Genomic DNA, 19,104 nt, shown 5'->3' with positions numbered 1-19,104 from the left:
CCATGAAATTGAATACCCTGAGTCCGGCCCCGGGCTCCAAGCACGCTGCAAAGCGTGTCGGTCGTGGTATCGGCTCCGGTCTTGGTAAGACCGGCGGTCGTGGCCACAAGGGCCAGAAGTCCCGTTCCGGTGGCAGCGTCAAGCCGGGCTTCGAAGGCGGTCAGATGCCTATGCAGCGTCGCCTGCCGAAGTTTGGTTTCACTTCCGCGAAGTCTCTGATTTCCGAAGAAGTGCGCCTGAGCGAACTGGCACTGGTAGACGGCGAGATCGTCGACCTCGAAACGCTGAAGAAGGCCAACGTGCTTCGTGATTCCACGAAGTTCGCGAAGGTCATGCTCTCCGGCGAACTGGACAAGGCAGTCACGGTTCGCGGCATTAAGGTCACCAAGGGTGCCCGTGCTGCGATCGAAGCTGCCGGTGGCAAGGTAGAGGACTAAATGGCTAAGTCAGGAAACGTACCGGCGATGCAGGGAAGTGGGTTGAGCGAACTCTGGGCGCGTTTGCGCTTCGTGTTCATCGCCATCGTGGTGTACCGAATCGGTGCACACATCCCCGTTCCCGGTATCAATCCTGACCAGCTTGCTGCCTTGTTCAGGGAAAACCAGGGCACCATCCTGAGCATGTTCAACATGTTCTCCGGTGGTGCACTGGAGCGAATGAGTATCTTCGCGCTGGGCATTATGCCCTACATATCCGCGTCGATCATCATGCAGCTCCTGACGGTGGTCTCGCCTCAGCTTGAGCAGTTGAAAAAGGAAGGCGAGGCCGGCCGTCGCAAGATCAGCCAGTACACGCGCTACGGCACGGTAGTACTGGCCCTGGTCCAATCGATCGGCATGGCAGTCGGACTGGTCGGAAACGGTGTCGCCTATTCCGCTGACTTCAGCTTCTACTTCACCGCCGTGAGTACGTTCGTGGCTGGTGCAGTGTTCCTGATGTGGCTGGGAGAGCAGATCACCGAGAAGGGTATCGGCAACGGGATCTCACTGATCATCTTTGCTGGTATTGTCGCCGGGCTGCCGAGTGCCATCGGCCAGTCTTTCGAACTGGCGCGCAATGATGGTGCCTGGAATGTGCTTCCGCTGCTGGCGCTGACGCTGCTCGCAGTCATTACCGTTGCCTTCGTGGTGTTCATCGAACGCGGCCAACGCCGCATCACGGTGAACTATCCGCGCCGTCAGGTTGGCAACAAGATGTATGCAGGTCAGAGCAGCTACTTGCCGATGAAGGTCAACATGGCCGGGGTCATCCCGCCGATCTTCGCGTCAAGCATCCTGCTGTTCCCTGCGTCGATGGGTCAATGGTTTGGCCAGAGTGAAAGCATGCAATGGTTGCAGACGGCATCTCAGGCTCTCGGGCCGGGTCAGCCACTGTATATCTTGCTTTTCGCTGCCGCTGTAGTATTCTTCTGCTTCTTCTACACGGCGCTGGTCTTCAATCCGAAGGATGTTGCTGACAACCTCAAGAAGTCAGGAGCGTTTCTGCCGGGTATTCGCCCAGGCGAACAGACCGCCCGTTACATCGATAAGGTGATGACTCGCCTGACGCTGTTCGGCGCCCTCTACATCACCCTAGTCTCCCTGATGCCTCAATTCCTCGTTGTTGCATGGCAGGTTCCGTTCTATTTCGGCGGCACCTCTCTGCTCATCGTGGTCGTGGTGGTCATGGACTTCATGGCCCAGGTGCAGTCGCATCTGATGTCAAATCAGTATGCGTCGGTGATGAAGAAGGCCAACCTCAAAGGCTATGGCAGCGGTGGCATGATGCGCTGATTGCGCAGCCCCTGTTAGCAAACTGGAGAGAACGATGAAAGTTCGAGCTTCCGTCAAGAAAATTTGCCGTAACTGCAAGATCATTCGGCGTCGTGGCGCAGTGCGGGTCATCTGCACTGAGCCCCGCCACAAGCAGCGTCAGGGTTAATTCCCTCGACCCGCTTAGCTGAATACAAGCTCGGGTGCTGGCATACCCCCTTGTTCCCAATGGGATCAAGGGGTATGCTATTGCGCCCTTTGTGGATGTAAAATCCGCCGCTAACCTTTCGGAGAAAACTGATGGCCCGTATTGCTGGCGTCAATATCCCGGACAACAAGCACGCGGCGATCTCGCTGACTTATATCTTCGGGATTGGCCGTACGCGTGCACAGCAGATCTGCGCCGCTCTCGGTTTAGAACCGAGCGTCAAGATCGCTGATCTGTCTGTTGAACAACTGGACCTGGTTCGTGCCGAGGTGGGTAAGTACACCGTCGAAGGCGACCTGCGTCGTGAGATCACGCTGAACATCAAGCGTCTCATGGACCTCGGTTGCTATCGTGGCCTGCGCCATCGTCGTGGTCTTCCGTTGCGCGGTCAGCGCACCAAGACCAACGCACGTACACGCAAAGGTCCGCGTAAACCGATTCGCAAGTAAACGAACTGGCGTTTAGACAGGAAACATCTAATGGCTAACCCGAGTAAGCGCAAGAAGGTTAAAAAGCAGGTAGTGGATGCCATCGCGCATATCCACGCCTCTTTTAACAACACTATCGTGACGATCACAGACCGCCAGGGCAATGCTCTTTCCTGGGCAACTGCCGGTGGTTCGGGTTTTCGTGGTTCTCGCAAGAGCACCCCGTTCGCTGCGCAAGTCGCAAGTGAACGTGCAGCGACCGCTGCAGCCGAATATGGTGTGAAGAACGTCGACGTGCTGGTCAAGGGCCCGGGTCCGGGTCGTGAGTCCGCCGTGCGTGCTCTCAATGCCGCAGGCTTCCGCGTGCAAAGCATCACCGACGTGACCCCCATCCCGCATAATGGGTGCCGTCCGCCGAAGAAACGCCGCGTTTAAGGAGACAGACTCATGGCTCGTTATATTGGACCGAAGTGCAAACTGTCTCGTCGTGAAGGCACCGACCTCTTCCTGAAGAGTGGCGTGACTCCGTTCGAGAAGAAGTGCAAATCCGAACAACCCCCGGGTGTTCATGGCCAGCGCCGTCAGCGTCTTTCAGACTACGGCCTGCAGCTGCGTGAAAAGCAGAAAGTACGTCGCATGTACGGCGTGCTGGAAAAGCAATTCCGCAACTACTACAAAGAAGCCGCTCGCCTCAAGGGTGCGACCGGTGAGGTTCTGCTCCAGCTCCTCGAGACTCGTCTCGACAACGTCGTCTACCGCATGGGCTTCGGCTCCACGCGTTCCGAGGCACGTCAGCTGGTCAGCCACAAGGCGATCGCCGTGAACGGCCGTACCGTCAACGTTGCTTCCTTCAAAGTGAAGGCTGGCGATGTGGTCACCGTTCGTGAGAAGGCCAAGAACCAGGCTCGCATCCAGCAGTCTCTGGCACTCGCTGCCAACCGCGGTGATGTCTCCTGGGTCGACGTCGACTCCAAGAAGATGGAAGGCACTTTCAAGGCTGTCCCCGAGCGTGGCGACCTGTCTGCCGATATCAACGAAAACCTGATCGTCGAGCTGTACTCCAAGTAATGTAACGCCGGGCCGATTCGTCGGCCCGGCTGGAGTACCCAGATTATCCGTTTGGCAGCCTTAAAGGTGTTCTTATGCAGCGCTCAGTGACAGAGTTTCTCCGTCCTCGCGATATCAAGGTCGAGGAAGTCAGCGCCCATCACGCGCGTATCGTCCTCGAACCCTTCGAGCGTGGTTTCGGCCACACCCTGGGGAATGCTCTGCGTCGCATCCTGCTTTCTTCCATGCCCGGCTGTGCCGTCGTGGAAGCTGAGATCGAAGGCGTTCTGCACGAGTACAGCGCCATTGAAGGGGTGCAGGAGGATGTGATCGAAATCCTGCTGAACCTCAAGGACGTGGCCATCAAGATGCATGGTCGCGACGAAGCTGTGCTGGCGCTGAACAAGAAGGGCCCGGGTATCGTGACTGCTGGCGACATCGCTGGCGACCACGATCTCGAAATCGTGAATCCGGATCACGTCATCGCTCACCTCAATGATGGTGGCGAGCTGAAGATGCAGCTCAAGATCGCTCGTGGCCGCGGCTACGAAGCGGCAGATGCACGCATCTCTGCTGATGACGAATCACGTGCCATTGGCCGCCTCCAGCTGGATGCGACCTTTACCCCGGTTCGTCGGGTCTCCTATGCCGTCGAGGCTGCGCGTGTTGAACAGCGCACCAACCTCGACAAGCTGGTGATCGACCTGGAAACCGACGGCACACTGGATCCGGAAGAAGCGATCCGCCGCTCCGCAACTATCCTGCAGGAGCAGCTGGCCGCCTTCGTTGATCTGGAAGCAGACAAGGAACAGGAAGTCGAAGAAGAGGAAGATCAAATCGATCCGATCCTTCTCCGTCCCGTAGACGATCTTGAGCTGACTGTTCGCAGTGCGAACTGTCTCAAGGCCGAGAATATCTATTACATCGGTGATCTCATTCAGCGCACCGAAGTTGAGCTGCTGAAGACCCCGAATCTCGGCAAGAAGTCCTTGAATGAAATCAAGGACGTGCTGTCCGCGCGTGGTCTGTCCCTCGGCATGCGGTTGGAAAACTGGCCGCCCGCAAGCCTGAAGGACGACAAGGCTTCCGCTTAAGGAAGCCCGGTCGGCTCAAGCCCCAGACTGGTAAGGAATCACAACCATGCGTCATCGTAAGAGTGGTCGTCACCTGAACCGTACCAGCTCTCACCGTGAAGCCATGTTCAAGAACATGTGCATCTCTCTGGTAGAGCACGAAGTCATCAAGACTACCCTGCCGAAAGCCAAGGAACTGCGTCGTCATATCGAGCCGCTGATCACCCTGGCCAAGCAGGACACCGTTGCGAACCGCCGTTTGGCGTTCTCTCGCACGCGCTCCAAGGAAGCGGTCGGCAAGCTCTTCAATGAGCTCGGCCCGCGCTACACCTCCCGTCCGGGCGGTTACCTGCGCATCCTGAAGTGCGGCTATCGCGCCGGTGACAATGCCCCGATGGCATTCGTCGAGCTGGTCGATCGCCCGGTTGCCTCCGAGGCAGCGGGCGAAGAGTAAGCTTCGGCTTGCTTCGTCCACAAGAAAAGGCCAACCCTCACGGGTTGGCCTTTTTTTATGCCTGACAGTTGGCCGTGTGACACTGGCGTGTCATTTTCCGGAAGGTCCACCTCGCCCCGGGGTGTGTTGAGGATGGGCTGGGGTGAGGTGGGCCAGAGGAGCGGAAGGGGCGTAAGCCGACGCCTAATTGCTGGTCTCGGCCTTCTTCTTGCTGCTCGAGGTGGCACTGGTGGCTTTCTGGCGCTCCAGTAGCGGCGCCAGGAAGCGACCTGTGTGCGAGATCTCCTGCGTGGCCAGTTGCTCAGGGGTGCCTTCAGCGATGATCTGACCGCCGCCTGAGCCACCCTCCGGGCCGAGGTCGATCAGCCAATCGGCCGTCTTGATCACATCCAGGTTGTGCTCGATCACGACTACGGTGTTGCCGTGATCACGCAGACGGTGCAATACGACCAGCAGCTGGCGAATATCCTCGAAGTGCAGGCCGGTGGTCGGCTCATCGAGAATATAGAGCGTCTTGCCGGTATCGCGCTTGGCTAGTTCGCGCGCCAGCTTGACGCGTTGGGCTTCACCGCCGGACAGTGTGGTCGCACTCTGGCCGAGGCGGACGTAGGAAAGGCCGACATCCATCAGTGTCTGCAGGCGGCGGGCAATGGCCGGAACCGGCGAGAAGAACTCCAGCGCCTCCTCGATGGTCATCTCCAGCACTTCGTGGATATTCTTGCCCTTGTACTCCACTTCAAGCGTCTCGCGGTTGTAGCGCTTGCCCTTGCAGACATCGCAGGGCACGTACATGTCGGGCAGGAAGTGCATCTCGACCTTGATCAGGCCGTCGCCCTGACAGGCCTCGCAGCGGCCGCCCTTGACGTTGAAGCTGAAGCGGCCCGGCTTGTAGCCGCGGGCGCGTGCTTCCTGAGTGCCGGAGAACAGCTCACGTATCGGCGTGAAGATGCCGGTATAGGTTGCCGGATTGGAGCGCGGCGTCCGTCCGATGGGGCTCTGGTCGATATCCACCATCTTGTCGAACAGGTCCAGCCCTTCGATGGTGCCGTAGGGCGCGGGCGTCAGGGTGGTGGCCCGATTGAGCTCACGCGCGGCCAGCGGCATCAGGGTGGCGTTGATCAGCGTCGACTTGCCTGAGCCCGAGACCCCGGTGATGCACGTCAGCAGGCCTGTCGGCAGTGTCAGCGTCACATCCTGCAGATTGTTGCCGGTGGCACCGGTCAGGCGCAGCACCTTGTCAGGGTTGGCCGGAAGGCGGTAGGGCGGCACGGCAATCTCGCGCTCGCCGCTCAGGTATTGTCCGGTCAATGAGCCAGGCGTCGCCTCGATCTGCTCTGGGGTGCCCTGGGCGACGATCTCGCCACCATGCACGCCGGCGCCCGGGCCGATATCCAGCACATGGTCGGCGGCGCGAATCGCGTCCTCATCATGCTCGACCACGATCACGGTGTTGCCCAGATCGCGCAGGTGGATCAGCGTCTTGAGCAGGCGATCATTGTCGCGCTGATGCAGGCCGATGGACGGCTCATCGAGGATGTACATCACCCCGACCAGGCCGGCACCGATCTGGCTGGCGAGACGGATACGCTGTGCCTCACCGCCGGACAGTGTGTCGGCGCTACGCTCCAGGGTCAGATAGTCGAGGCCGACATTGACGAGAAATTCGAGGCGCGCCTGGATCTCATGCACGATCTTGGCGGCGATCTCGCCCTTGCGTCCCGGCAGACTCAGCTTGCCGAACTCTTCCCACGCCTCACCGATCGGCTGACGCACGACCTCGGAAAGAGTGCGGCCATCGACATAGACGTTGCGCGCCTCACGACGCAGGCGCGAGCCGTCGCAACTCGGGCACGGCTGGACCGCCAGATAGCGGGCGAGGTCCTCGCGCACCATGTTGGATTCTGTCTCGCGGTAACGGCGCTCCATGTTGGGCAGCACGCCCTCGAAGGGGTGCTCGCGGGTCACCTTGCGGCCACGGTCATTCACGTAGCTGAAGGCAATGTCCTCGCGGCCGCTGCCGTTGAGCACGGCGTCGCGCGCTTCATCGCTGAGCGACTCCCAGGCCGCTTCCAGCGCGAAACCGTAATGCTCGGCAACGGCCTGCAGCTGGCTGAAGTAGTAGACGCTGCGGCGGTCCCAGCCCTTGATGACGCCTTCGGCCAGTGACAGCTCAGGGTGGCTGATCAGCTTATCGGGATCGAAATACTGCTTCACGCCGAGGCCGTCACAGGTCGGGCAGGCGCCCGCCGGGTTGTTGAAGGAGAACAGGCGCGGTTCCAGCTCGGCCAGTGCATAGCCACACACCGGGCAGGCGAAGCGCGAGGAGAAGACGAGGTCTTCCTGTTCGCCATCCATGAAGTGCAGGCGCGCGCTGCCGTCGGCCAGGTTCAGTGCGGTCTCGAAGGATTCGGCCAGACGCTGCTTGAGGTCTTCGCGCACCTTGAAGCGATCGACGACGACGTCGATGTCATGCTTCTTGTTCTTCTCCAGCGGCTTGAGGTCATCCAGCTCGACGATCACGCCGTCGATGCGTGCACGCACGAAGCCCTGAGCGCGCAGCTCTGACAGCAATTGGAGATGCTCACCCTTGCGGCCACTGACTACGGGAGCCAGCAGCATCAGCTTGCTGCCTTCCGGGAGGGCGAGCGCCTGATCGACCATCTGCGAGATGGTCTGGGCTTCCAGGTCAATCGCGTGGTCCGGGCAGCGCGGTGTACCGGCGCGTGCATACAGCAGGCGCAGGTAATCGTAGATCTCGGTAATGGTGCCGACGGTGGAGCGCGGATTGTGCGAGGTCGACTTCTGTTCGATGGAAATCGCCGGTGACAGACCCTCGATATGGTCGATGTCCGGCTTTTCCATCATTGAGAGGAACTGACGTGCGTAGGTGGACAGTGATTCGACGTAGCGCCGCTGTCCCTCGGCGTAGAGAGTGTCAAAGGCAAGTGATGACTTGCCGGAACCGGAAAGTCCGGTCACCACGATCAGCTTGTCACGCGGCAGTTCGACATCGATGTTCTTGAGGTTGTGGGTGCGCGCACCCCTCACCTGAATCCTGTCCATTGCCACCTCGGGCTGCGTCGATAAAAGCAACGATTATAAGGCGCGGGTGAAACACCCGGCAAAGGCTGCATGCTTTCAAAGCCGTCAAGCGGGCCTTAGAATATGCAGTCCATTGGTGGGCGACCACCGTTGGACGTCATATCTCGGCGACCCACGTGGTCGGCCTCCCTCTTCTTGACTGTCATGCTCCGGAGCCCGCCGCCGCCCATGAAAACCTCTCGACTGCTCGCGCCGGAACGCCGTGCCATCGTCGGCCTTGCCAGCCTCTATGCGACTCGCATGCTGGGGCTGTTCATGGTGTTGCCGGTGCTGGCGCTCTATACCCGTGACCTCGCCGGTGCGACGCCGACACTGGTCGGCGTGGCGCTGGGTGGCTACGGGCTGACCCAGGCATTGCTGCAGATTCCGTTCGGCTGGCTGTCAGACCGACTGGGGCGCAAGGCCGTGATCGGCTTCGGGCTCGGGTTGTTCATCCTGGGCTCGCTGGTCGCGGCGACGGCCGACAGCATCGAGATGATCATCCTCGGGCGCTGTCTACAGGGCAGCGGCGCCGTGGCGGGAGCGATCATGGCACTGCTGGCCGATCAGACCCGAGAGGAGGTTCGCACCATGGCGATGGCCTCCATCGGCATGTCGATCGGGGTCGCCTTTGCACTGGCGATGGTCGCAGGGCCATTGGCCGCAGATGCCTTCGGCTTGTCAGGGGTCTTCTGGTTGACCGCCGTGATGGCCCTCGCAAGCCTGTTCGTGCTCTGGAAGCTGGTGCCAGCTGCGCCCAGGCGTCAGCATCAGGATGTGGGGCTTGATAGGCGCCAGCTCAAGGGTATCCTCACGAATTCCGCATTGTTGCGCATGGATGTGTCGATCTTTGCGCTGCACATGATCCTGACCGCCTGCTTCGTGGCCATTCCCCAGCAGCTGGTCAACTTCGGCATCGCTCCGGCGCATCATGGCTGGATCTACCTGCCATTGATGGGGCTGGCCTTTGTCGCCATGCTGCCGCTGGTCATCGTGGCCGAGAAGTATCGGCGCATGAAGCCCGTCTTTCTGGGGGCCGTCGCGACCATCGCGACAAGCTTGCTGCTGCTGGGTGTCGATGGCATCGAGCATGCAGGGCTGGCGATGTTCCTCGGCCTGCTGTGGCTGTTCTTCGTTGCCTTCAATCTGCTTGAAGCGACCTTGCCGTCGATGATCTCCAAACTGGCTCCTGCCGGTGCCAAGGGCACGGCGATGGGGGTCTATTCCACCAGTCAGTTCCTGGGCGCCTTCGTGGGCGGTGTCGGGGGCGGCTGGTTGACCGGGCATTTCGGTCTGAGCGGCGTGTTCTTCGCCATGGGGCTGGTCGCCATTCTGTGGCTGGCCGTGGTGTGGGGCATGCAACCGCCGCGACATCTGGGCAGTGAAGTGATCGGCCTGTCTCCCGAGGCCTCGCAATTGTCAGCCGTCGAGCTGCAGACACGCCTGCTGGCGATTCCCGGCGTGGAAGAGGCGCTCGTGGTGCGTGAGGAACGGGTCGCTTATCTCAAGGTCACACGCGATACACTGGATGACAAGGCGCTGGCCCGCTTCACTCGCCAGCGTGATGACGAAACTCCGGCAGGCGCGGAAGTGCCTGCCAGCTGAACTCTGACATCGGCGATACATTGCCGGTGCACTTGATACCTTCTCCGGTGCCCATGGCGCGCCGGTCTATTTGCAGGAGTAATCTTCATGGCTCGTGGCGTAAACAAGGTCATTCTGATCGGTAATCTCGGTCAAGACCCGGAAGTTCGCTTCACCCCGTCCGGCAGTGCGGTGTGCAACCTGAACCTCGCGACGACGGACACCTGGAATGATCGCCAGAGCGGTCAACGTCAGGAACGTACCGAATGGCACCGTGTGGTGATGTTCAACAAGCTGGCTGAAGTGGCCCAGCAATACGTCAAGAAAGGCTCACGCCTGTATATCGAAGGCCGCCTGCAGACGCGCAAGTGGCAGGATCAGAACGGCAATGACCGTTACAGCACGGAAATCGTGGCCAACGACATGCAGATGCTGGATACGCGTGGTGAAGGTGGCGGTGGCAACTTCGCTGGTGGTCGCCCGCAGCAGGCGCCTCAGCAGGGCGGCCAGCAACCGGCCGCAGCGCCTCAGCAGGGTGGCCAGTTCGGTGGCCAGCAGCCGGCCCCTCAGCAAGGTGGCCAGTTCGGTGGTCAGCAGCCGGCCCCTCAGCAAGGCGGTCAGTTCGGTGGTCAGCAGCCGGCCCCTCAGCAGGGCAACAACTTCGGTGGCCAGCAGCCCGCCCAGCAGAACAATTCCCAGAACAACAACTTCGGTGCGCCGCCCGCGGGCAGCTTCGATGATTTCGATGATGAAATCCCGTTCTGAATAAAGTCTTTCGCCTGTGCGCCGATAGAATGCGCAAGCGATAACGATGAAAGGCCCTCGCTCAGCGAGGGCTTTTTTTTGAATCAACCATGAGACGGTTTCCGTTTTATTTCTTCAAGCGTCTGTTTTTTCATGAAATTTCGCTGATCATGAAGAATGAACCAGAGCGTGACATCCAGTGGGTTTTGTCGCGCGTAAGGGGGGGGAGCGCCAGTCCATTGCGGCTCATACATGCGTTGCAAACGAGCGTTGTGCAAAAAACGCTTCATGGCCGTATTCTCTCAGTATCAAGCCGCTGGGCTGTCAATGTTGTCGGGTGGCAATCCAAGGTCTGAGAATCCTGTCGTGGTACTCCAGAGGGAGTGCTGGCGATATGACGCCGCTGTCGGATTTCCGCCCCTGTCTTGCCGACTATGGCATGCCCCTGATGATCGAGGTTATTCATGCATGGCAGTTATTCCTACCCACTGGTCGCCCTGTCAATCGTGGTCGCCGTGCTGGCTTCACATGCAGCGCTGCAGCTGATTCGTCAGGTCGCGCTGGCCCCTTCGCGCGCCACCAGCCTCGGCTGGCTGGTGGGCGGAGCCGTGGCGATGGGGTTGGGTGTCTGGGCCATGCACTTCATCGGCATGCTGGCGTATGAATGTCAGGTTCCGGTCACCTATGCGCCCGGCCTGACGGCATTGTCGGTGCTGATCGCGATGCTGGCCTCGGGGCTGGCACTCTGGGTGAATACGCTGCCACGCCTGACGCCGATGCTGTTGATGACGAGCGGGACCATCATGGGCGGCGGCATCGCCACGATGCACTACACCGGCATGGCGGCGATGCAGATGAACATGCCTTACCGCTATGACCCGCTGCTGTTCGCGGTGTCCATCGTGGTGGCGGTGGTGGCCGCGACGGCGGCCCTGTGGCTGGGAGGCTTCTTCTTGCGCCAGCGCCGCCCCAATCGCACCTATCAGGCTCTGGCGGCCGGCGTGATGGGACTTGCCATTGCCGGCATGCATTACATCGGCATGGAGGCGATGGTGATGATGCCGCTGACCACGCCCATCATCTCTCCTGCCGGGGCTGGCATGAACTCCGGGCAGAACATGTGGCTGGCTCTGGCCATCGCGATCGCGACCCTGGCCGTGCTGGGGCTGGCGCTACTGGCCATCAGTGCCGAGCAGCGCATGCGGCGCAGCCGTCATTACCGCTCGCGCCTGGATGGCCTGCTGGAGTATCGGACCCGGGAGCTGCGTCATGAGCGTGATCAGGTCGCGGTCATGCTGGATTCCATCGATGAGGGAGTGATCAGCCTCGATCGCGAGGGCCATATCCAGCACATCAATCCCATCGCTGCCGAACTGTGTGGCTGGGACCCGTCGTTGGCCCGCGGGCGCCCCTGGGCGCGCATCTTGCAGCTGCGCCATGAAGGTACGTTGCAGTCGGTTTCCAGCCAGCTGGAAGGGGTCTTGCAGCGCGGCGAAGTGGTGCACATGTCCAGCCAGACGCTGCTGGTGGCACGCGATGGCAGTGAATGTGCCGTGGAGCTCAAGGCTTCGCCCGTGCGCCGTCGCAGCGGGGATGTCGAGGGTGCCGTACTGGTCTTCCGCGACATCAGCTATCGCCAGGCCATGATTCGGCGCCTCAACTTCCAGGCGCATCACGACAGTCTGACCGGTCTGCACAATCGCACCGCCTTCGATGACTCTCTCACCGCGGCGCTGGCTGATGGCGGCTTTCACCAGCTGCTGTATCTGGATCTCGATTTCTTCAAGGTGGTCAACGACACCTGCGGGCACGCGGCCGGAGACACCGTATTGCGTGAGCTCTCCGCACTGATGCGAGCGCATGTGCGGGAAACGGATGTACTGGCACGCCTGGGGGGTGATGAGTTTGCCGTGCTGCTCTATCGCTGTTCTCGCGAGCAGGCCATCGAGCGTGCCGAAGCGCTGTGTGCGGCCGTCAGTGCCTATCGCTACTACGATGAGGGGCGTCCATTCCAGTTGGGCGTCAGCATCGGGGTTGCACCGGTCGAGAGCGGTGTCCAGGCCTCCGAGGTTCTGCGGCAGGCGGATGGGGCCTGCTACATGGCCAAGCAGAGCGGGCGCAACCAGGTGCATGCCTACCATGACGGAGATGCGGGATTCGAGCGCGCCCAGCGTGAGGTGCAATGGCTGCCGCTGCTGCACGAGGCGCTGGAGAATGATCGCTTCACGCTGTACATCCAGCCGATCCGCTCGCTGAGTGATGCCACCAGCAAGCCCTACTACGAGGTGCTGCTGCGTTACGTCAACGACTCGGGCGAGCACCTGGCTCCGGCGCACTTCATGGCGACGGCAGAGCGATTCGGCCTGATGCCCGAGATTGATATCTGGGTCGTCACCCAGGCGCTGCAGGTGCTGGAGTCCGATGATGGTCGCATCGAATCGGATGCCGTGCTGGCGATCAATCTCTCCGGTCAGAGCATGGGTGACCTGCGCATGCGCGATCAGCTGGCGGCGCTGGTCACGCAAAGCTCCGTCAAGCCTCAGCGGCTGTGCTTCGAGATCACCGAGACGGCGGCCATCAGCAATCTGGCCCAGGCGCGCGAGTTCATCTACAGCATGCGCCGGCTCGGCTGCAGCTTCGCCCTGGACGACTTCGGCAGCGGCATGTCGTCCTTTGCCTACCTCAAGGAACTGCCGGTCAATCAGCTCAAGATCGACGGCGCCTTCGTGCGCAACCTGACTCGCGATAGCCTCGATGCCGCCATCGTCTCCGCCATCTGTGGCATCTGTGCCCAGATGGGCATCATCACGGTGGCGGAATATGTCGAGCGTCTTGAGCTGATCCCCGCCCTCGAGCTGATCGGTGTCGACTTCGTGCAAGGCTATGGCATCGGCCGTCCTCAACCGATCGGCGCCCCGCTGATCCCCATCACTCCACGCAACAACGGGCCTGCAGCCAGTCTGCAAGGTTGATAGAATGACACCTTTGCATCGTCGCCTCTTGCGGCGATGCGCCTGTTTGCTGGAGCCTGCCTGTGAAACTCTTGCTGCTAGATGCCGGGCATTGTCTTGGCTTGGGGCTGATTCGTGCGGCCAGTACGCGCGCTGATCTTGAGCTCAACGCCGTCGAGTCTGACCGTATTGATGCCGGCGACATCCGCGCCAGTCAGGCGGATGTCGTCATCGTGCCACCGTTCGCACGCCCGGCCGATTCCGCACCTGCCGAGGTGATGGCGCATGCCGAGGCGGTGGAGCAAGTGCTGGCCGCCTGCATCGAGACTGGCACACCGCTGGTATGGTGCGTGGCAGATCAGATGTTCGAGCAGGGCGGCGAAGGCTTGCTCGACGAGGATGAGGTGCCCTCGCCGATCGATACGGCGCTGCGCCGCGTCATCGCGACCGGTGATCGCATCCGTGCCGAGCTGCCCAATCACCTGATCGTACGTCTTGGCCCGCTGTTCGGTCCCGAAGGACGTGATGCCTGGCTGCCGACGCTGATCGAGCGCCTGCTGGCGGGAGAAGAGGTGCGTGCCGCCGAGGATGTCATCCTCTGTCCGACCAGTGTCGATGCCGTGGCGATGGCGTTGATCGGCATGCTCCAACAACAGCGCTGCGGTGCGGGTGCCTGGGGGGCCTACCATCTGGCCGGCACCGAGCCCACCAGTACCTACGCCTTCGTCAGTGTCGTGCGTACCCAGCTGATCACCCGCCTCGAGGGGCTGGGCGAGACGGTGGCCGCAGGCCCGCTCAAGGCGCTGACCCTCAACGCCGGTACGCCGCTGCGGCGTGTGCTCAACTGCCGCCGCGTGCTGGACACCTTCGGTGTGCATCAGAAACCGTGGCGCCTCGAACTATCCCGCCTGATGGATGACTGGATCGCGCAGCGCGCTTCCGGTTCATCTCGCTCTGATTCGATCTGACCTGTGGAGACTGTGCCTGTGAATGCGCTGCGTAGCGTGCTGTTTTATGTAGGTTATTTCATGGCGTTGCTGCTAAGTGCCGTGGTGCTGGTGCCGCTGGCGGCCTGCCTTCCGCTACAGGCGCGCTACCGTGTCCTGCATAGTTACAACCATATCGTGCTGTGGTGGTTCCGTCTGACCTGTGGCGTGAAGGTGCGGGTGAGCGGGCGTGACACCTTGCCTGAGGGGGCCTGCGTGTTGCTGGCCAACCACCAGAGCGAATGGGAAACTATCTATCTGCAGGTGGCCAAGCGCCCGCTATGCACCGTGCTCAAGCAGGAGCTGCTGAAGATTCCGGTCTTCGGCTGGGGGCTGAAGCTGCTGGAGCCGATCCCACTGGATCGCACCCAGCCGGCCAAGGCGCTCAAGCAGGTGCTATCAGTGGGCACCCAGCGCCTCAAGGACGGTTTTACCGTGTTGATCTTCCCGGAAGGCACGCGCATCGCGCCGGGGACTCGCAAGAAGTTCAACAAGTCCGGTGCCGCGATTGCCTGCCGTGCCGGTGTACCGGTGGTGCCGGTGGCGCACAATGCCGGTGAGATCTGGCCCAATGACAGCTGGATCAAGCGCCCGGGCACCATCCATGTCGCCTATGGCCCGGCCATCGAGACGGCGGGTCGCAAGCCGGACGCGGTGATCGCCGATGTCGAGGCCTGGGTCGAGGCCAAGCTGCAGGAAATCTCCAGCGTCCAGCGTCCGCCGTTGGAAGAGGAAGCGGCGGCCGATAGCGTCGGCGCCTGACTGTCTGGCGCCTTCCCTTTGCTCACCTGATTCATCCGGTGCTGCCAGCGAGTACCGGACAGCCACCAAAAAGGCCGCCCCGAAGGGCGGCCTTTTCGTGTCTCACACCAGCGCGAATCTGCAGACTGCATGTCTGCTGAACGCGCGCTGAATCAGTCCTGGAAACGTTCCAGAATCAGGCAGGCGTTGGTGCCACCGAAGCCGAAGCTGTTGGACAGCACACGGTCGATCTTGACGCCATCACGACGGGTCGTGACGATGTCGAGGCCTTCGGCGCGGTCATCCAGCTCGCTGACATTGGCAGACGCGGCAATGAAGTCGTTCTCCATCATCAGCATGGAGTAGATGGCTTCCTGTACGCCAGTGGCGCCCAGAGAGTGACCCGTCAGCGACTTGGTCGAGCTCATTGCCGGGCTGGCGGCGCCGAAGACTTCCTGGATGGCCTTGAGCTCGGCCACATCGCCCACCGGCGTCGAGGTACCGTGGGTGTTGATGTAGTCGATATCGCCATTCACGGTCGCCATCGCCTGACGCATGCAGCGTGCTGCACCTTCGCCGGACGGTGCCACCATGTCGTGGCCATCGGAGGTCGCGCCATAGCCGGTCACTTCGGCGTAGATCTTCGCGCCGCGTGCCTTGGCGTGTTCCAGCTCCTCGAGCACCAGCATGCCGCCGCCACCCGCGATGACGAAGCCATCACGGGTCTTGTCGTACGGGCGCGACGCGGTTTCCGGCGTGTCGTTGTAGCTGGTGGACAGGGCGCCCATGGCGTCGAACAGGCAGGACAGGGTCCAGTGCTCTTCTTCACCGCCACCGGCGAACACGATGTCCTGCTTGTTCAGCTGGATCTGTTCCACGGCGCTACCGATGCAGTGGGCAGACGTGGCACAGGCCGAGGAGATCGAGTAGTTGATACCCTTGATCTTGAACGGCGTGGCCAGGCAGGCAGAGACGGTCGAGCCCATGGTGCGAGTGACGCGATAGGGACCGACACGACGCAGGCCCTTGGCGCGCATCACGTCAGCGGCCTCGACCTGGTTCGCGGAGGAAGCGCCACCGGAACCGGCGATCAGGCCGGTACGCTCATGGGAGACCTGCTCTTCGGTGAGACCGGAATCGGCAATCGCCTGCGCCATGGAGATGTAGGCATAGGCCGCAGCATCCCCCATGAAGCGCAATTGCTTGCGATCGATGTGGTCTTCGAGATTGATGTCGACAACGCCGGCCACGTGGCTACGGAAGCCCAGCTCGGCGTATTCCTCTTTGCGGCGGATACCAGAACGTCCTTCGCGGAGCGATTCCAGGACCTGCTGGCGATCATTGCCCAGGCAGGAAACAATGCCCAGCCCGGTGACTACCACTCTACGCATGGGAGCCTCCCGTTCAGAAGTTCGCAGTGGAGGTGAACAGACCGACGCGCAGGTCGTTGGCCTGATAGATGTCGCGACCGTCAACTGTCACTGTACCATCGGCGATGCCGAGGATCAGCTTGCGAGTGATGACTCGCTTGATGTTGATGGTGTAGGTCACTTTCTTGGCAGTCGGCAGCACCTGGCCAGAGAACTTGACCTCACCGCAGCCCAGCGCGCGGCCACGGCCCGGATTGCCCAGCCAGCCGAGGTGGAAGCCTACCAGCTGCCACATGGCATCGAGGCCCAGGCAGCCCGGCATCACCGGATCACCCGGGAAGTGGCAGTCGAAGAACCACAGGTCCGGAGAGATATCCAGCTCAGCAATCAGCTGACCCTTGCCGTGGCTACCGCCTTCCTCACTGATGTGAGTGATGCGATCCAGCATCAGCATGTTGGGAGCAGGCAGCTGCGCATTGCCCGGGCCGAAGAGTTCGCCCTGGCCACAGGCCAGCAGCTCGTCGCGAGTAAAGGAGTGTTGCTTGGTCACTGAGTCATTCCGAGTAGCGGGATGGTAATGCCGTACGAGGCACCTGAGCGCCTGAATGGGGCTAGTCTAATGGCTGGCACCCCTGAATGCACGTGGGGGCCAGACTAAAGGGCAGCAAGAGCGGGTGCAAATAAGTCCTACAGCTGGGGGGAAAGTGGTCGATAGGAGCTAGTGTGTGATTCGCACGGGGTCCTCTTTGCCGGCATGGGTCGCAACCCGCTGGAGCCATGCCGAGAGTGGCCCGCGCCCTGCAAATGCAGGATCCTCCCCGATGCCCCCTTTCACCGAGAGCTGCTTATGTGGCCGCAAGCCCACTTCAATCGGCCCCTGATCATCGGGGCGCTCGTTGCCTTGACAGCGCTGCCCTGGTTGCCGGGGCTCGAGCTGCGTCTTGCCGCGTTGCTGCCTGCCGTTCTGGCGGGTCTGGACATCGTGCGCCAGCGTCGTCGCCAGCTGCTGCATCGTCAGCTTCTGGAGGCCGCCGTGCACCTGAGCAGTGATGGTCTGGTGATCAGTGATCGCCACAATCGGGTGCTGGCCGTGAACGCTGCCTTCAGTCATATCACCGGTTACGCACCGGAAGAGATCATTGGTCGCAACCCTTCCCTGCTGTCTTCGGGGCGCCACGACGAGGAGTTTCATGCCCGTTATCGCCAGGCGCTCGAGGTCAATGGTCACTGGGAAGGCGAGGTCTGGAATCAGCGCAAGCAGGGGGATGAATACCCCGAGTGGCTGCGGGCGCGCCGTATCGAGCAGGGCGGCGACGTCTTTCATGTCGCTCTCTTTACCGACATCACCCGCCACAAGGCACGCGAGCAGGACCTGCAGCGCCTGGGGCTGGAAGATGCCCTGACGGGCCTGCCCAATCGTCGCCGACTGGGCGACCTGCTGGTCAGTCGCCTCAATGGCCTGCGCGCAGGGGAGGCGATGGACCTGGCACTGATCGATATCGATGCGCTCAAGAGCATCAATGATGCCCTGGGCGCGGAAGGGGGGGATCGCCTGCTGCAGCAGTTCTCCCAGCGTCTGACGGCGCTGGCGCGTGGCGGCGTGGTCGGGCGCATCGGTGGCGACGAGTTTGTCATTCTCCGTTCCACGGCAGGTGGCGAGCATGCCGCCTGGGTGGAAGAGTTGCGCCAGGTGCTGACCAAGCCCTTCGAGATCGGCGATCAGGCGCTGCACCTGGCACTGTCGATCGGCAGCTGCCGCGCCCCGGAGGATGGCGCTGACGCCGATGTGCTGATGCAGCGCCTGGAAAGTGCCCTGTATGCCGCCAAGCGACATGGCCGCAATACCGACATGCGCTTCCAGCCCGCACTGGATGCGGGTGGTGACCTGCAGCTGGGGCTGGCGAATGACCTGCGGGTCGCCATCGAGAGCCAGGGGCAATTGCAGCTGCACTATCAATGTCAGCACGATGCCAGCACCGGTAAGGTCGCCAGTGTCGAGGCGCTGTTGCGCTGGAAGCACCCGCTGCGGGGCGCTATCTCGCCGGCCGAATTCGTGCCGCTGGCCGAGCGCCACGGCCTGATGCTGCGCCTGGGCAACTGGGTACTGCGCGAGGCAGTACAGCAGCAGGCCAGCTGGCGGCGTGCCGGTCACCGCCTGTGCATCTGGGTCAATGTCTCTGCCTTGCAGCTGATCCAGGGTGGCTTTGAAGCCTCACTGGCGGGCCTGTTGCTGGAGTATGACGTGCCCGCCAGCTCCATCGGGCTGGAGCTGACGGAGTCGGTACTGCTGGATGAGCGTGCCGGCGACATCTCACGGCGTCTGGCCGCCCTGCGCGCCCGCGGCCACCAGATCGCGGTGGACGACTTCGGTACCGGCTATTCGTCACTCGCCTATCTGAAGGATCTTCCGGTGGACAAGCTCAAGCTGGACCGTGCCTTCATCCGCAGCCTGCCCGGCGAGCGAGCGGATGCCGCCATCACCATGGCGGTGCTGGCGATGGCCAAGGGCCTGGGCATGGAGATGATCGCGGAAGGCGTCGAGACCGCTGAGCAGCGTGAATACCTGGTATCGAATGGCTGCGGCTGGATCCAGGGGTTCTACTTCTCGCGGCCGGCGCCCGCGGGGGAGGTCATCGAGCGACTCAATGGCTACGAGGCCGGCAATCTGGCCATCAAGGCCGCCTGA

The 19,104-nt window shown here is 61.7% G+C and carries 17 protein-coding genes; 14 read left to right on the top strand and 3 right to left on the bottom strand.

Translation table 11 applies throughout. The features are described from left to right. Nucleotides 1-2 precede the first annotated feature (2 nt). From rplO to rplQ, 8 genes are all read left to right on the top strand, one after another. Nucleotides 3-437, top strand: a complete 435-nt coding sequence (gene rplO / locus MKZ40_RS14940) for a 50S ribosomal protein L15 (RefSeq protein ID WP_043334834.1) — start codon at nucleotides 3-5, stop codon at nucleotides 435-437. Next, a complete protein-coding gene (gene secY, locus MKZ40_RS14935; protein ID WP_043334831.1) occupies nucleotides 438-1,772 on the top strand; it encodes a preprotein translocase subunit SecY in 1,335 nt (444 codons plus the stop codon). A gap of 34 nt (nucleotides 1,773-1,806) precedes the next feature. Then, entirely contained in the window at nucleotides 1,807-1,920 is a 114-nt protein-coding gene (gene rpmJ, locus MKZ40_RS14930; protein ID WP_077373351.1) for a 50S ribosomal protein L36, read from the top strand. 131 nt (nucleotides 1,921-2,051) lie between these two features. Further along, nucleotides 2,052-2,408, top strand: coding sequence for a 30S ribosomal protein S13 (gene rpsM, locus MKZ40_RS14925; protein ID WP_024950672.1), 357 nt, complete (start codon nucleotides 2,052-2,054; stop codon nucleotides 2,406-2,408). A 30-nt stretch (nucleotides 2,409-2,438) separates the two neighbouring features. Beyond that, on the top strand, nucleotides 2,439-2,822 hold the full coding sequence (gene rpsK, locus MKZ40_RS14920; protein WP_043334827.1) for a 30S ribosomal protein S11: 384 nt from the start codon (nucleotides 2,439-2,441) through the stop codon (nucleotides 2,820-2,822). A 12-nt stretch (nucleotides 2,823-2,834) separates the two neighbouring features. Next, nucleotides 2,835-3,455: a 30S ribosomal protein S4 gene (rpsD, locus tag MKZ40_RS14915; RefSeq protein ID WP_043334824.1), complete on the top strand. Its 621-nt coding sequence runs from the start codon at nucleotides 2,835-2,837 to the stop codon at nucleotides 3,453-3,455. Nucleotides 3,456-3,529: 74 nt separating this feature from the next. Continuing rightward, complete coding sequence (rpoA, locus tag MKZ40_RS14910) at nucleotides 3,530-4,528, top strand: DNA-directed RNA polymerase subunit alpha (protein WP_043334822.1); 999 nt, start codon at nucleotides 3,530-3,532, stop codon at nucleotides 4,526-4,528. 46 nt (nucleotides 4,529-4,574) lie between these two features. Next, the gene (gene rplQ / locus MKZ40_RS14905; protein ID WP_043334820.1) at nucleotides 4,575-4,961 is read left to right on the top strand and encodes a 50S ribosomal protein L17; all 387 of its coding nucleotides are present in this window, start codon (nucleotides 4,575-4,577) and stop codon (nucleotides 4,959-4,961) included. A gap of 183 nt (nucleotides 4,962-5,144) precedes the next feature. Here rplQ and uvrA read toward each other — a convergent pair whose 3' ends face one another. After that, entirely contained in the window at nucleotides 5,145-8,024 is a 2,880-nt protein-coding gene (gene uvrA, locus MKZ40_RS14900; protein WP_175090310.1) for an excinuclease ABC subunit UvrA, read from the bottom strand. Nucleotides 8,025-8,231: 207 nt separating this feature from the next. Here uvrA and MKZ40_RS14895 point away from each other — a divergent pair, with 207 nt between their 5' ends. The 5 genes from MKZ40_RS14895 (at nucleotide 8,232) to MKZ40_RS14875 (ending at nucleotide 15,069) form a co-directional block, all read left to right on the top strand. After that, the gene (locus MKZ40_RS14895; RefSeq protein ID WP_175090311.1) at nucleotides 8,232-9,647 is read left to right on the top strand and encodes an MFS transporter; all 1,416 of its coding nucleotides are present in this window, start codon (nucleotides 8,232-8,234) and stop codon (nucleotides 9,645-9,647) included. 87 nt (nucleotides 9,648-9,734) lie between these two features. Continuing rightward, complete coding sequence (ssb, locus tag MKZ40_RS14890; protein WP_131432841.1) at nucleotides 9,735-10,391, top strand: single-stranded DNA-binding protein; 657 nt, start codon at nucleotides 9,735-9,737, stop codon at nucleotides 10,389-10,391. Nucleotides 10,392-10,834: 443 nt separating this feature from the next. Continuing rightward, nucleotides 10,835-13,342 carry a bifunctional diguanylate cyclase/phosphodiesterase gene (locus MKZ40_RS14885; protein WP_175090312.1) on the top strand — a complete coding sequence of 836 codons (2,508 nt, stop codon included), beginning with the start codon at nucleotides 10,835-10,837 and terminating at the stop codon, nucleotides 13,340-13,342. 62 nt (nucleotides 13,343-13,404) lie between these two features. Continuing rightward, complete coding sequence (locus MKZ40_RS14880; RefSeq protein ID WP_175090313.1) at nucleotides 13,405-14,289, top strand: sugar nucleotide-binding protein; 885 nt, start codon at nucleotides 13,405-13,407, stop codon at nucleotides 14,287-14,289. A gap of 60 nt (nucleotides 14,290-14,349) precedes the next feature. Continuing rightward, entirely contained in the window at nucleotides 14,350-15,069 is a 720-nt protein-coding gene (locus tag MKZ40_RS14875; RefSeq protein ID WP_175090314.1) for a lysophospholipid acyltransferase family protein, read from the top strand. A gap of 152 nt (nucleotides 15,070-15,221) precedes the next feature. On the opposite strand, the gene fabB is transcribed toward MKZ40_RS14875, so the two are convergent. Further along, the gene (fabB, locus tag MKZ40_RS14870) at nucleotides 15,222-16,439 is read right to left on the bottom strand and encodes a beta-ketoacyl-ACP synthase I (RefSeq protein ID WP_043334810.1); all 1,218 of its coding nucleotides are present in this window, start codon (nucleotides 16,437-16,439) and stop codon (nucleotides 15,222-15,224) included. 13 nt (nucleotides 16,440-16,452) lie between these two features. Next, the gene (gene fabA, locus MKZ40_RS14865) at nucleotides 16,453-16,968 is read right to left on the bottom strand and encodes a 3-hydroxyacyl-[acyl-carrier-protein] dehydratase FabA (RefSeq protein ID WP_043334808.1); all 516 of its coding nucleotides are present in this window, start codon (nucleotides 16,966-16,968) and stop codon (nucleotides 16,453-16,455) included. Nucleotides 16,969-17,265: 297 nt separating this feature from the next. Between fabA and MKZ40_RS14860 the strand changes: the two genes are divergently transcribed. Then, nucleotides 17,266-19,104, top strand: coding sequence for a GGDEF domain-containing phosphodiesterase (locus tag MKZ40_RS14860; RefSeq protein WP_175090315.1), 1,839 nt, complete (start codon nucleotides 17,266-17,268; stop codon nucleotides 19,102-19,104).

The organism is Cobetia sp. BMC6 (assembly GCF_029991385.1).
In the GTDB taxonomy this organism is placed as follows: Bacteria; Pseudomonadota; Gammaproteobacteria; order Pseudomonadales; family Halomonadaceae; genus Cobetia.
Note: the sequence above shows the minus strand (reverse complement) of the source record. Positions and strands in the feature narration are given on the sequence as shown.

What these genes read in the sequence shown, in the direction of transcription:
- rplO (WP_043334834.1), top strand. Translation starts at nt 3, where the DNA reads ATGAAATTGAATACCCTGAGTCCGGCCCCGGGCTCCAAGCACGCTGCA.
- rpsD (WP_043334824.1), top strand. Translation starts at nt 2,835, where the DNA reads ATGGCTCGTTATATTGGACCGAAGTGCAAACTGTCTCGTCGTGAAGGC.
- ssb (WP_131432841.1), top strand. Translation starts at nt 9,735, where the DNA reads ATGGCTCGTGGCGTAAACAAGGTCATTCTGATCGGTAATCTCGGTCAA.
- secY (WP_043334831.1), top strand. Translation starts at nt 438, where the DNA reads ATGGCTAAGTCAGGAAACGTACCGGCGATGCAGGGAAGTGGGTTGAGC.
- MKZ40_RS14860 (WP_175090315.1), top strand. Translation starts at nt 17,266, where the DNA reads ATGTGGCCGCAAGCCCACTTCAATCGGCCCCTGATCATCGGGGCGCTC.
- MKZ40_RS14875 (WP_175090314.1), top strand. Translation starts at nt 14,350, where the DNA reads ATGGCGTTGCTGCTAAGTGCCGTGGTGCTGGTGCCGCTGGCGGCCTGC.
- MKZ40_RS14885 (WP_175090312.1), top strand. Translation starts at nt 10,835, where the DNA reads ATGCATGGCAGTTATTCCTACCCACTGGTCGCCCTGTCAATCGTGGTC.
- rpmJ (WP_077373351.1), top strand. Translation starts at nt 1,807, where the DNA reads ATGAAAGTTCGAGCTTCCGTCAAGAAAATTTGCCGTAACTGCAAGATC.
- MKZ40_RS14895 (WP_175090311.1), top strand. Translation starts at nt 8,232, where the DNA reads ATGAAAACCTCTCGACTGCTCGCGCCGGAACGCCGTGCCATCGTCGGC.
- rpsK (WP_043334827.1), top strand. Translation starts at nt 2,439, where the DNA reads ATGGCTAACCCGAGTAAGCGCAAGAAGGTTAAAAAGCAGGTAGTGGAT.
- uvrA (WP_175090310.1), bottom strand. Translation starts at nt 8,024, where the DNA reads ATGGACAGGATTCAGGTGAGGGGTGCGCGCACCCACAACCTCAAGAAC.
- rpoA (WP_043334822.1), top strand. Translation starts at nt 3,530, where the DNA reads ATGCAGCGCTCAGTGACAGAGTTTCTCCGTCCTCGCGATATCAAGGTC.
- rplQ (WP_043334820.1), top strand. Translation starts at nt 4,575, where the DNA reads ATGCGTCATCGTAAGAGTGGTCGTCACCTGAACCGTACCAGCTCTCAC.
- rpsM (WP_024950672.1), top strand. Translation starts at nt 2,052, where the DNA reads ATGGCCCGTATTGCTGGCGTCAATATCCCGGACAACAAGCACGCGGCG.
- fabB (WP_043334810.1), bottom strand. Translation starts at nt 16,439, where the DNA reads ATGCGTAGAGTGGTAGTCACCGGGCTGGGCATTGTTTCCTGCCTGGGC.